The 13,228-nt window shown below is 60.1% G+C and carries 9 protein-coding genes; 8 read left to right on the top strand and 1 reads right to left on the bottom strand.

All coding sequences use genetic code 11. The features are described 5' to 3' along the window. The first annotated feature begins 144 nt into the window (after window positions 1-144). From rplK to rpoC, 6 genes are all read left to right on the top strand, one after another. Window positions 145-576: a 50S ribosomal protein L11 gene (gene rplK, locus OLZ32_RS18365; protein ID WP_003547518.1), complete on the top strand. Its 432-nt coding sequence runs from the start codon at window positions 145-147 to the stop codon at window positions 574-576. Window positions 577-580: 4 nt separating this feature from the next. Next, complete coding sequence (gene rplA / locus OLZ32_RS18360) at window positions 581-1,282, top strand: 50S ribosomal protein L1 (protein ID WP_003547520.1); 702 nt, start codon at window positions 581-583, stop codon at window positions 1,280-1,282. A gap of 329 nt (window positions 1,283-1,611) precedes the next feature. Further along, entirely contained in the window at window positions 1,612-2,130 is a 519-nt protein-coding gene (gene rplJ, locus OLZ32_RS18355; protein WP_003547522.1) for a 50S ribosomal protein L10, read from the top strand. A gap of 58 nt (window positions 2,131-2,188) precedes the next feature. After that, window positions 2,189-2,566, top strand: a complete 378-nt coding sequence (gene rplL, locus OLZ32_RS18350) for a 50S ribosomal protein L7/L12 (RefSeq protein WP_003547523.1) — start codon at window positions 2,189-2,191, stop codon at window positions 2,564-2,566. A gap of 263 nt (window positions 2,567-2,829) precedes the next feature. Beyond that, a complete protein-coding gene (gene rpoB / locus OLZ32_RS18345; RefSeq protein ID WP_012757017.1) occupies window positions 2,830-6,969 on the top strand; it encodes a DNA-directed RNA polymerase subunit beta in 4,140 nt (1,379 codons plus the stop codon). Between the two features lie 190 nt (window positions 6,970-7,159). Beyond that, a complete protein-coding gene (gene rpoC / locus OLZ32_RS18340; protein ID WP_264421956.1) occupies window positions 7,160-11,368 on the top strand; it encodes a DNA-directed RNA polymerase subunit beta' in 4,209 nt (1,402 codons plus the stop codon). Window positions 11,369-11,506: 138 nt separating this feature from the next. Here the strand turns inward: rpoC and OLZ32_RS18335 are convergent, their stop codons facing one another. Beyond that, complete coding sequence (locus tag OLZ32_RS18335) at window positions 11,507-11,800, bottom strand: hypothetical protein (protein WP_003547528.1); 294 nt, start codon at window positions 11,798-11,800, stop codon at window positions 11,507-11,509. Between the two features lie 496 nt (window positions 11,801-12,296). On the opposite strand from OLZ32_RS18335, the gene rpsL reads away from it, so the two are divergent. After that, window positions 12,297-12,668 carry a 30S ribosomal protein S12 gene (gene rpsL, locus OLZ32_RS18330; RefSeq protein ID WP_003547537.1) on the top strand — a complete coding sequence of 124 codons (372 nt, stop codon included), beginning with the start codon at window positions 12,297-12,299 and terminating at the stop codon, window positions 12,666-12,668. A gap of 78 nt (window positions 12,669-12,746) precedes the next feature. After that, on the top strand, window positions 12,747-13,217 hold the full coding sequence (gene rpsG, locus OLZ32_RS18325; RefSeq protein ID WP_003547538.1) for a 30S ribosomal protein S7: 471 nt from the start codon (window positions 12,747-12,749) through the stop codon (window positions 13,215-13,217). Window positions 13,218-13,228: the final 11 nt, after the last annotated feature.

Below are 13,228 nucleotides of genomic sequence, written 5' to 3'. Positions count from 1 at the left end.
GTTTCCTGCGGACGTTGTCCGCACCCGCGTGGAAGGTGAGGGGTCTTAGCCGGACCCTAAGGATCCGCACCACGCAACCGCAGCCGCCGGAGAGATCCGGCATCACGGGCCGGGCGACCGGCCGTTCATGAAAGGCAGAGAGATATGGCTAAGAAAGTTGCAGGCCAGCTCAAGCTTCAGGTCAAGGCAGGATCGGCAAACCCGTCCCCGCCGATTGGTCCGGCGCTTGGTCAGCGTGGCATTAACATCATGGAATTCTGCAAGGCGTTTAATGCCGCCACGCAGGAAATGGAAAAGGGCATGCCGATTCCGGTCGTCATCACCTATTACCAGGACAAGTCCTTCACCTTCGCGATGAAGCAGCCGCCGGTCAGCTACTGGCTGAAGAAGGAAGCGAAGATCACGTCCGGTTCCAAGACGCCCGGCAAGGGCGCCAAGGCCGGCTCCCTCACCAAGGCTCAGATCAAGTCGATCGCAGAAGCCAAGATGAAGGATCTGAACGCAGCGGATATCGAAGGTGCAATGGCGATGATCGAGGGCTCTGCCCGCGCCATGGGCCTGGAAGTGGTGGGTTAAGATCATGGCTGGTAAGCGCACGCAGAAGATCAACGAAGGTGTTGATCCCACCAAGCTCTACGCTCTGACCCTGGCCATCGGCATGGTCAAGGAACGGGCTGTCGCCAAGTTCGACGAAACCATCGAAGTCTCGATGAACCTCGGCGTCGACCCGCGCCATGCGGACCAGATGGTTCGCGGCGTCGTCAACCTGCCGAACGGCACGGGCCGCACGGTTCGCGTCGCCGTCTTCGCTCGTGGCGCCAAGGCTGATGAAGCCAAGGCCGCCGGTGCCGATATCGTCGGCGCCGAAGACCTCGTCGAAATCGTCCAGGGCGGCAAGATCGAATTCGATCGCTGCATCGCCACCCCCGACATGATGCCGCTCGTCGGCCGTCTCGGTAAGGTTCTCGGCCCCCGCGGCATGATGCCGAACCCGAAGGTCGGCACCGTCACCATGGATGTCGCCGGAGCCGTCAAGGCTTCCAAGGGCGGCGCTGTCGAGTTCCGCGTCGAGAAGGCTGGCATCGTCCATGCCGGTATCGGCAAGGCCTCGTTTGACGCCAAGGCTCTGGAAGAAAACATCCGCGCCTTTGCTGACGCCGTCATCAAGGCGAAGCCGGCTGGCGCCAAGGGCAACTACGTCAAGCGCGTGGCGATTTCCTCGACCATGGGTCCGGGCGTCAAGATCGAGCCCGGCTCGGTCACCGGTGCTCCGGCTGCGTAAGTTTATGGTCGGGCTTTAAGTCCGGCGACTGAATTTCCGGCCTCGCAAGGGGCCGGAATATTCCGGAGAAATCCGGAATCCTGTCCGAGATTGCAGGTGGTTTTCCCTTAATCACTGTGCCTGCATGAGACGGGTAAGACCCGAATTGCAAGAAGTTCGCTTCTAGGAACTCGGTTCGAGCCTTGGATGCCTTGTGCCTCTTTAGCCTTGATTGGCGCGAGAGCGCGGGGGGACAGGATCCTCAAGCGTCGCTTGGGATCTCGCATGATCCCAGGAGGCAAAAGGCAACCGGCGGGCCCATTTTCGGTCCCGCCAACTGGAGATAGGCAGTGGAAAGAGCGGAAAAACGCGAATTCGTCACGGAACTGAACGAAGTCTTCAAGGCTTCGGGCTCAGTTGTCGTGGCCCACTATGCTGGTGCCACAGTCGCGCAGATGAACGATTTTCGTTCGAAGATGCGCGCAGCTGGCGGTACCGTCAAAGTCGCGAAGAACCGCCTGGCCAAGATTGCCCTTCAGGGTACGGAAGCGGAAGGGATGTCCAATCTCTTCAAGGGTCAGACGCTGATTGCATACAGCACCGATCCGATCACCGCTCCGAAGGTCGTCATGGATTTCGCCAAGACCAATGACAAGATCATTGTTCTGGGCGGCGCCATGGGAACAACCACGCTCAACGCCGATGCAGTCAAGTCGCTTGCGACCCTGCCTTCGCTCGATGAGCTGCGTGCGAAGCTGCTGGGCATGATCCAGACACCGGCTACCCGCATCGCTGGGGTTGTTGCAGCACCGGCAAGCCAGCTTGCCCGCGTGTTTGCGGCCTACGCCAAGAAGGACGAAGCCGCGTAAGGCGGTTTTTCGCTGTTTATAATCAACCGGTTCGAACCGAACAAAAGGAACTAGTAAAATGGCTGATCTCGCAAAGATCGTTGACGACCTCTCCTCGCTGACCGTTCTGGAAGCTGCAGAACTGTCGAAGCTTCTCGAAGAAAAGTGGGGCGTTTCCGCTGCTGCTCCGGTAGCTGTTGCTGCCGCTGCCGGCGGTGCTGCTGCTGCTGTCGTTGAAGAAGAAAAGACCGAATTCGACGTCATCCTCGTCGAAGCTGGTGCCAACAAGATCAACGTCATCAAGGAAGTCCGCGCCATCACTGGTCTCGGCCTCAAGGAAGCCAAGGATCTCGTTGAAGCCGCTCCGAAGGCTGTCAAGGAAGGCGTCAACAAGGCTGAAGCCGCTGACATCAAGAAGAAGCTTGAAGACGCTGGCGCCAAGGCCGACGTCAAGTAATCTTGAACTGCTTTTGGGAGGCAGTATCTTCACTGCCTCCCATTTGCCGTTTTTCTGAACGAATTACCCAAAAGCCGCGTCAAAACGGCTTTTGGGTAATGGGTTCTTCAAAAGGATGGTCTCGCACCGAGGGCAGCACAGCAATCCGAGCTGAGCGTTTTCTGGGGTCGGACGAGATTGAACTACTCATTGATTGACGGGATCGACTGGCCATCGGTTCCCGTCCGTTGCAGGCCCGGGTGCAAGATTTTGAAGGAGCGACGATGGCTCAGACCCTTTCGTTCAACGGTCGCAGGCGCGTACGCAAGTTTTTTGGTAAGATCCCCGAAGTCGCAGAAATGCCGAACCTCATCGAGGTTCAGAAGGCGTCCTACGACCAGTTTCTGATGGTTGAAGAGCCGAAGGGCGGCCGACCCGACGAGGGTCTTCAGGCCGTCTTCAAGTCGGTTTTCCCAATCACCGATTTCTCCGGCGCATCCATGCTGGAATTCGTGTCCTACGAGTTCGAACCGCCGAAGTTCGACGTTGATGAATGCCGTCAGCGCGACCTGACCTATGCAGCGCCGCTGAAAGTGACGTTGCGCCTCATCGTGTTCGATATCGACGAGGATACTGGCGCGAAGTCGATCAAGGACATCAAGGAACAGTCCGTTTACATGGGCGACATGCCGCTCATGACCAACAACGGCACGTTCATCGTCAACGGCACCGAGCGCGTCATCGTTTCCCAGATGCACCGTTCGCCGGGCGTCTTCTTCGACCACGACAAGGGCAAGAGCCATTCTTCCGGCAAGCTGCTCTTTGCAGCGCGCGTCATCCCCTATCGCGGTTCCTGGCTCGATATCGAATTCGACGCCAAGGACATCGTCTACGCCCGTATCGACCGCCGCCGCAAGATCCCAGTGACGTCGCTGCTGATGGCGCTCGGCATGGACGGCGAAGAAATCCTCGACACCTTCTACACGAAGTCGCTCTACAAGCGCGACGGCGAAGGCTGGCGCATTCCCTTCAAGCCGGAAACGCTGAAAGGTGCCAAGGCGATCACCGAGATGGTCGACGCCGATACCGGCGAAGTCGTCGTGGAAGCCGGCAAGAAGCTGACCCCGCGCCTGCTGCGCACGCTATCCGACAAGGGTCTGAAGGCCCTCAAGGCCGCCGACGACGATCTTTACGGCAACTACCTTGCCGGCGACATCGTCAACTACTCGACGGGTGAGATTTACCTCGAAGCCGGCGACGAAATCGACGAGAAGACGCTTGGCATCATCCTGGCGAACGGCTTCGACGAGATCCCGGTTCTCGGCATCGACCACATCAATGTCGGCGCCTATATCCGCAACACGCTGACAGCCGACAAGAACGAGAACCGTCAGGACGCTCTGTTCGACATCTACCGCGTCATGCGTCCGGGTGAGCCGCCGACCATGGAATCGGCCGAAGCCATGTTCAACTCGCTGTTCTTCGATGCGGAGCGTTACGATCTCTCCGCCGTCGGCCGCGTCAAGATGAACATGCGCCTCGACCTGACCGTCGAAGACACCGTCCGCATCCTGCGCAAGGACGACATCCTGGCCGTGGTCAGGATGCTGGTCGAACTGCGCGACGGCAAGGGCGAGATCGACGACATCGACAACCTCGGCAACCGTCGCGTCCGTTCGGTCGGCGAGCTGATGGAAAACCAGTACCGTCTCGGCCTGCTGCGCATGGAGCGCGCGATCAAGGAACGCATGTCCTCGATCGAGATCGACACGGTCATGCCGCAGGATCTGATCAATGCCAAGCCGGCCGCCGCTGCCGTGCGCGAATTCTTCGGTTCCTCGCAGCTCTCGCAGTTCATGGACCAGGTCAACCCGCTCTCGGAAATCACCCACAAGCGCCGTCTTTCGGCTCTTGGGCCGGGCGGTTTGACCCGTGAGCGCGCCGGCTTCGAAGTCCGCGACGTGCATCCGACCCACTATGGCCGCATTTGCCCGATCGAAACGCCGGAAGGCCCGAACATCGGTCTCATCAACTCGCTTGCGACCTTTGCCCGCGTCAACAAGTACGGCTTCATCGAAAGCCCGTACCGCCGTATCGTCGACGGCAAGGTGACGAGCGACGTGCTCTACCTCTCCGCCATGGAAGAGGCGAAGTATTACGTCGCCCAGGCCAATGCCGAGATGAACGCTGACGGTTCCTTCGTCGACGAATTCGTCGTCTGCCGTCATGCCGGCGAAGTCATGCTCGCCCCGCGCGACAGCATGAACCTGATGGACGTCTCGCCGAAGCAGGTCGTTTCGGTCGCAGCCGCGCTCATCCCGTTCCTGGAAAACGACGACGCCAACCGCGCGCTCATGGGCTCGAACATGCAGCGTCAGGCAGTGCCGCTGCTGCGTGCCGAAGCCCCGTTTGTCGGTACCGGCATGGAGCCGGTCGTTGCCCGTGACTCTGGTGCTGCCATCGGCGCCCGCCGCGGCGGCGTGGTCGACCAGGTCGACGCGACGCGTATCGTTATCCGCGCCACGGAAGACCTCGAAGCCGGCAAATCCGGCGTCGATATCTACCGCCTGCAGAAGTTCCAGCGTTCGAACCAGAACACCTGCGTCAACCAGCGTCCGCTGGTGACCGTTGGTGACGAGGTCAACCGCGGCGACATCCTCGCCGACGGCCCGTCGACCGATCTCGGCGACCTGGCGCTCGGCCGCAACGCGCTCGTCGCGTTCATGCCCTGGAACGGCTACAACTACGAAGACTCGATCCTGCTCTCCGAGCGTATCGTTGCCGACGACGTGTTCACCTCCATCCACATCGAGGAATTCGAAGTGATGGCGCGCGACACCAAGCTTGGTCCTGAGGAAATCACCCGCGATATTCCGAACGTTTCGGAAGAAGCACTGAAGAACCTCGACGAAGCCGGCATCGTCTATATCGGCGCCGAAGTTCAGCCAGGCGATATCCTCGTCGGCAAGATCACACCGAAGGGCGAAAGCCCGATGACGCCGGAAGAAAAGCTTCTGCGCGCCATCTTCGGCGAAAAGGCCTCCGACGTGCGCGACACATCCATGCGCATGCCGCCCGGCACCTACGGCACCATCGTCGAAGTCCGCGTCTTCAACCGCCACGGCGTTGAAAAGGACGAACGTGCGATGGCGATCGAGCGTGAAGAGATCGAGCGTCTGGCAAAGGACCGTGACGACGAGCAGGCGATCCTCGACCGTAACGTCTACGGCCGTCTGATCGAGATGCTACGCGGCCAGGCCTCCATTGCCGGCCCGAAGGGCTTCAAGAAGGGAGCCGAGCTTTCGAACGCCGTCGTCTCCGAATATCCCCGTTCGCAGTGGTGGATGTTCGCGGTCGAAGACGAAAAGGTCCAGAGCGAGCTCGAAGCACTCCGCGGTCAGTACGACGAATCCAAGTCGCGCCTGGAACAGCGCTTCATGGACAAGGTCGAAAAGGTCCAGCGCGGCGATGAAATGCCTCCTGGCGTCATGAAGATGGTCAAGGTCTTCGTCGCCGTAAAGCGCAAGATCCAGCCGGGCGACAAGATGGCCGGCCGTCACGGGAACAAGGGCGTCGTCTCGCGCATTGTGCCGGTGGAGGACATGCCGTTCCTCGAAGACGGCACGCATGTCGACGTCGTTCTGAACCCGCTCGGCGTGCCTTCGCGCATGAACGTCGGCCAGATCCTGGAAACGCATCTGGGTTGGGCTTGCGCCGGCATGGGTCGCCAGATCGGCGAACTGATCGACGCATACAAGGCCAATGGCAACATTGAGCCGCTGCGCAAGACCATCGGCGATGTCGTCGGAGACGGCCCCAAGGCCGAACAGGTCCATGAGTTCGACGACGACTCTGTTCTGCGTCTCGCCGACCAGTGGAAGCGTGGCGTTTCGATTGCGACGCCTGTTTTCGACGGCGCAAACGAAGCCGACGTCAACGACATGCTGCGTCTGGCAGGTCTCAAGGATAGCGGTCAGTCGACGCTCTATGACGGCCGTACCGGTGAGCAGTTCGACCGTCAGGTGACGGTGGGCTACATCTACATGCTGAAGCTCAACCACCTGGTCGACGACAAGATCCATGCTCGTTCGATCGGTCCTTACTCGCTCGTGACCCAGCAGCCGCTGGGCGGCAAGGCGCAGTTCGGCGGCCAGCGCTTCGGCGAAATGGAAGTCTGGGCGCTCGAAGCATACGGCGCGGCCTACACGCTGCAGGAAATGCTGACGGTGAAGTCGGACGACGTCGCCGGCCGCACCAAGGTCTACGAAGCCATCGTCCGCGGAGACGACACGTTTGAAGCCGGTATTCCGGAAAGCTTCAACGTTCTCGTCAAGGAAATGCGCTCACTGGGCCTCAGCGTCGAGCTCGAGAACACCAAGCTTGATGAGGCGCAGGCAGCTCAGCTGCCCGACGCGGCCGAGTAAGCACTTGATAGGGCGTGCGCTGCCAATGCGGCGCACGCCGGTCCCACCGGGCGCCGTATCCGTGTCGGCCCGGAAGGGAAGTTTCGCCGCATCCAGCGGTTATTCTCGTTTAAGCGAGGGAGGCGGCTCCCGGGAATTTGCCGCCGACCATCGCATTTTGAGGGCGCTTTAGCCCATGAAGGAGACAGGCATGAACCAAGAGGTCATGAATCTTTTCAATCCGCAGGTGCCTGCACAGAATTTCGATTCTATTCGGATTTCGATCGCGTCTCCGGAGAAGATCCTCTCCTGGTCTTACGGTGAGATCAAGAAGCCGGAAACCATCAACTACCGTACGTTCAAGCCGGAACGTGACGGTCTGTTCTGCGCGCGCATCTTCGGACCGATCAAGGACTACGAATGCCTGTGCGGCAAGTACAAGCGCATGAAGTACAAGGGCATCATCTGCGAAAAGTGCGGCGTCGAAGTCACGCTGTCGCGCGTTCGCCGCGAGCGCATGGGCCATATCGAGCTCGCCGCTCCCGTTGCCCACATCTGGTTCCTGAAGTCGCTGCCATCACGCATTTCGACGCTGCTCGACATGACGCTGAAGGATGTCGAGCGCGTCCTCTACTTCGAAAACTACATCGTCACCGAGCCGGGCCTGACCGCCCTGAAGGAGCACCAGCTTCTCTCGGAAGAAGAGTACATGCTCGCTGTCGACGAATACGGCGAAGACCAGTTCACCGCGATGATCGGCGCCGAGGCGATCTACGAGATGCTGGCCTCGATGAACCTCGAAAAGATCGCTGGCGACCTGCGCGCCGAGCTTGCCGACACCACGTCGGATCTCAAGCAGAAGAAGCTGATGAAGCGCCTGAAGATCGTCGAGAACTTCATGGAGTCGGGCAACCGTCCGGAGTGGATGATCATGAAGGTCGTTCCGGTCATTCCGCCGGATTTGCGTCCGCTGGTTCCGCTCGACGGCGGCCGTTTCGCGACGTCGGATCTGAACGATCTCTACCGCCGCGTCATCAACCGTAACAACCGTCTGAAGCGCCTGCTCGAGCTTCGTGCGCCTGGCATCATCATCCGCAACGAAAAGCGCATGCTGCAGGAATCTGTTGACGCGCTGTTCGACAACGGTCGTCGCGGCCGTGTCATCACCGGCGCCAACAAGCGTCCGCTGAAGTCGCTCTCCGACATGCTGAAGGGCAAACAGGGCCGCTTCCGCCAGAACCTGCTCGGCAAGCGCGTCGACTATTCCGGCCGTTCGGTCATCGTCACCGGTCCGGAACTGAAGCTGCACCAGTGCGGCCTGCCGAAGAAGATGGCGCTCGAGCTCTTCAAGCCGTTCATCTATGCCCGCCTCGACGCCAAGGGTTACTCCTCGACCGTCAAGCAGGCCAAGAAGCTGGTCGAGAAGGAAAAGCCGGAAGTCTGGGATATCCTCGACGAGGTCATTCGCGAGCATCCGGTTCTCTTGAACCGCGCACCGACGCTGCACCGCCTGGGCATCCAGGCCTTCGAACCTATCCTGGTCGAAGGCAAGGCGATCCAGCTGCATCCGCTCGTCTGCACGGCCTTCAACGCCGACTTCGACGGCGACCAGATGGCCGTTCACGTGCCGCTGTCGCTCGAAGCCCAGCTCGAGGCCCGCGTGCTGATGATGTCGACCAACAACATCCTGCATCCGGCCAACGGCGCGCCGATCATCGTTCCCTCGCAGGACATGGTTCTCGGCCTCTACTATCTGTCGATCCTCAACCAGAACGAGCCGGGCGAAGGCATGGCCTTCTCCGATCTCGGCGAGCTGCATCACGCCCTCGAAAGCAAGGTCGTAACGCTGCACACCAAGATCCGCGGCCGCTTCAAGTCGGTCGACGAGGATGGCAAGCCTTACTCGAAGATCTATGAGACGACGCCTGGCCGTCTGCTCATCGGCGAACTGCTGCCGAAGAACGGCAAGGTGCCCTTCGATATCTGCAACCAGGAAATGACCAAGAAGAACATCTCGAAGATGATCGACACGGTCTATCGCCATTGCGGCCAGAAGGACACGGTCATTTTCTGCGACCGCATCATGCAGCTCGGCTTCTCCCACGCCTGCCGCGCCGGCATTTCGTTCGGCAAGGACGACATGGTCATTCCGGACGCCAAGGCCAAGATCGTTGCCGACACCGAAAATCTGGTGAAGGAATACGAGCAGCAGTATAATGACGGCCTCATCACCCAGGGCGAGAAGTACAACAAGGTTGTCGACGCTTGGGGCAAGGCAACCGAAAAGGTCGCCGAAGAGATGATGGCCCGCATCAAGGCGGTCGAATTCGACGAGAAGACCGGTCGCCAGAAGCCGATGAACTCGATCTACATGATGAGCCACTCCGGTGCCCGCGGTTCTCCGAACCAGATGCGCCAGCTGGGCGGCATGCGTGGCCTCATGGCCAAGCCGTCGGGCGAAATCATCGAGACCCCGATCATCTCGAACTTCAAGGAAGGCCTGACCGTCAACGAGTACTTCAACTCGACGCACGGCGCCCGTAAGGGTCTGGCAGACACCGCCCTGAAGACCGCCAACTCCGGCTACCTGACCCGCCGTCTCGTCGACGTCGCGCAGGATTGCATCGTCACGCATGTCGATTGCGGAACGCAGACGGGCCTCACCATGACCGCCATCGTCGATGCCGGCCAGGTGGTTGCTTCGATCGGCGCCCGTATCCTCGGCCGCACGGCGCTCGACGACATCGATCATCCGGTCACCGGTGAGCGCATCGTCGATGCCGGCAGGATGATCCTCGAGCCCGACGTCGTCGAAATCGAGAAGGCTGGCATCCAGTCGATCCGTATCCGCTCGGCACTGACCTGCGAAATCCAGACGGGCGTCTGCTCGGTCTGCTACGGCCGCGACCTCGCGCGCGGTACGCCGGTCAATATGGGCGAAGCCGTCGGCGTCATCGCTGCTCAGTCGATCGGCGAGCCGGGCACCCAGCTCACCATGCGTACCTTCCACCTTGGCGGTACGGCAACCGTGGTCGACCAGTCGTTCCTCGAAGCCTCGTACGAAGGTACGGTGCAGATCAAGAACCGCAACATCCTGCGCAACTCCGATGGCAACCTCGTTGCCATGGGCCGCAACATGACCGTCCAGATCTTGGACGAACGTGGTGTCGAGCGGTCGTCGCAGCGCGTGGCCTACGGTTCGAAGCTGCATGTCGACGAAGGCGACAAGGTCAAGCGCGGCCAGCGCCTGGCAGAGTGGGACCCCTACACCCGTCCGATGATGACGGAAGTGGCCGGTACCGTTCAGTTTGAAGATCTGGTCGACGGCCTCTCCGTTCTGGAAGCGACCGACGAATCGACCGGCATCACCAAGCGTCAGGTTATCGACTGGCGTTCGACCCCGCGCGGCTCGGACCTCAAGCCGGCGATCGTCATCAAGGATGCCAGCGGCAATATCGCGAAGCTGTCTCGTGGTGGTGACGCCCGCTTCTTCCTCTCGGTCGATGCGATCCTGTCGGTCGAGCCGGGCACGAAGGTCTCCCAGGGTGACGTTCTCGCCCGTTCGCCGCTCGAAAGCGCCAAGACCAAGGACATCACCGGCGGTCTGCCGCGTGTTGCCGAGCTGTTCGAAGCCCGCCGTCCGAAGGACCACGCCATCATCGCAGAGATCGATGGTACGATCCGCCTCGGCCGCGACTACAAGAACAAGCGTCGCGTCATCATCGAGCCGGCGGAAGACGGTGTCGAGCCTGTCGAATACCTGATCCCGAAGGGCAAGCCCTTCCACCTTCAGGAAGGCGACTATATCGAAAAGGGTGACTACATCCTCGACGGTAACCCGGCTCCGCACGACATCCTGGCGATCAAGGGCGTGGAGGCTCTCGCCTCCTACCTCGTCAACGAGATCCAGGAAGTCTACCGCCTGCAGGGCGTCGTCATCAACGACAAGCACATCGAGGTGATTGTCCGTCAGATGCTGCAGAAGGTGGAAATCACCGATGCAGGTGACTCGACCTATATCGTCGGCGACAATGTCGACCGGATCGAGCTCGAAGACGTCAACGATCACCTGATCGAGCAGGGCAAGAAGCCAGCCTACGGCGATCCGGTTCTTCTCGGTATCACCAAGGCGTCGCTCCAGACCCCCTCGTTCATCTCGGCCGCGTCCTTCCAGGAAACGACCAAGGTGCTGACGGAAGCTGCAATCGCCGGCAAGACCGACGGCCTGCAGGGTCTGAAGGAAAACGTCATCGTCGGCCGCCTCATCCCGGCCGGTACCGGCGGCACCATGACCCAGATCCGCCGCATCGCTACGTCGCGCGACGAGATGATCCTCGAAGAGCGCCGCAAGGGCACGGGTGCTGCCGTTGCCACGCCGATGCTGCAGGACATGGCCGAAAAGGCTCCGGCTGCGGAATAATCCGCGGTTGAAGTCGACGAATTGAAAAACCGCCCGGAGCGATCCGGGCGGTTTTTCATATTTAGGTTGCTCTGATTGGGCGGGCGGGGAGGGAGGCTGCTTCCGCTTATGCTGCCTTGACAGCGTGAGCGGCTCCCTTCAGTTGAAGCGGATGATCGCGACTTCGCCTTCGACGGCACCCTGGTAGGCAGATGCGTGCGGCTCTTCGGCCGGGACCTCGGTCAGCATGCCGATCTGGTCGAGATCGGCCTCGATGAAGCCTTCCTCGGCAAGCGCGTTCAAGGCCTCGCGTACGGCAGTGTCGTCGTCAGGCGCCTTCAGCATGATGTGCAGGTCGATGCCTTCGCTGGCGTCGGACTCGTAGCCCTTGCCGATGATGATGAAGATCATCGGGCCGTCGAAATTATTGTCGTTATCAGGTGTCGTGATCATCGCCTGTCCTTCGGCTCTTTGACGATTCGGTCGCTCGAATCCTGCTGTGAGGGCCGAACGCCGCAATTGCTGATTCCTTAACTGCTTTTGCTGCGATGCCCAAGTTTTTATCTTGGGGCACGGCCGTGAATTCGTCTAGAAGGATGAAACAGGGCGTTCGGCCGGCATATCAAGGCGATACGGCGAGTTTATTTCTTAACCGGCCTTGACGAGACGGGTGGAAACCAGTAGTACCCCGGCCATCAGATCCCATGTGAGGCTTGGCTGTTCGGGGCGACTCGCCCTGAAGTTCACCTCAAACAAGGTTCTAAACGCACGTTGAAGTCATGATGCTGCACGCACGACGCATATTTATGCGTCCTCTGCTCCTTGTGGTCCATCTGCGGAAGCGGATCGGGCCATATTTTGCGCATTGACGGAAAGCGTGCGTCACTGCCGGAGACGGCGCGAGTTCAAGCCCGCAAGGGTACTGAGATAAAACGTAAGGGATGGTTGAATGCCTACCGTAAACCAGCTGATCCGCAAGCCTCGCCAGGCGAACGTAAAGCGTAACAAGGTTCCCGCACTCCAGGAGAACCCGCAGAAGCGCGGCGTTTGCACGCGCGTCTACACCACGACGCCGAAGAAGCCGAACTCGGCTCTGCGTAAGGTCGCAAAGATCCGCCTGACCAACGGCTTCGAAGTCATTGGTTACATCCCCGGCGAAGGTCACAACCTTCAGGAACACTCCGTCGTCATGATCCGTGGCGGCCGCGTCAAGGACCTTCCGGGTGTCCGTTATCACATCATCCGCGGCGTTCTCGATACCCAGGGTGTCAAGAACCGCAAGCAGCGCCGCTCCAAGTACGGCGCGAAGCGTCCGAAGTAATTCGGGTTTTGAATAATCCGGCGCTGCGCGAGGTCCTCCGCGTCATGAAGCGCCTTAACGGTTGAAGAGACAAAAAGTATGTCCAGACGTCATAAAGCAGAAAAGCGCGAGATCAATCCGGACCCGAAGTTCGGCGATCTCGTCGTCACCAAGTTCATGAATGCCATCATGCTCGACGGCAAGAAGTCCGTTGCTGAAAACATCGTCTACGGTGCGTTCGACGTAGTCCATGGCAAGTCCAAGCAGGAGCCGCTCACGGTTTTCCATTCTGCGCTTGAGAACATTGCCCCGCACGTTGAAGTTCGCTCGCGTCGTGTCGGTGGTGCGACCTATCAGGTCCCCGTCGATGTTCGTCCGGAGCGCCGCCAGGCTCTTGCTATTCGCTGGCTGATTGCTGCTGCCCGCAAGCGCAATGAAACGACTATGGTTGACCGCCTTTCCGGCGAACTGCTCGATGCGTCCAACAACCGCGGCTCCGCCGTCAAGAAGCGCGAAGACACGCACAAGATGGCAGACGCCAACCGCGCGTTCTCGCACTATCGCTGGTAATTCCGAACGGT

This window comes from Rhizobium acaciae, from assembly GCF_025941625.1.
GTDB classification, from domain to species: Bacteria; Pseudomonadota; Alphaproteobacteria; order Rhizobiales; family Rhizobiaceae; genus Rhizobium; species Rhizobium acaciae.
The sequence above is the reverse complement of the archived record's forward strand: the minus strand, read 5'-3'. Positions and strand labels throughout refer to the sequence as shown.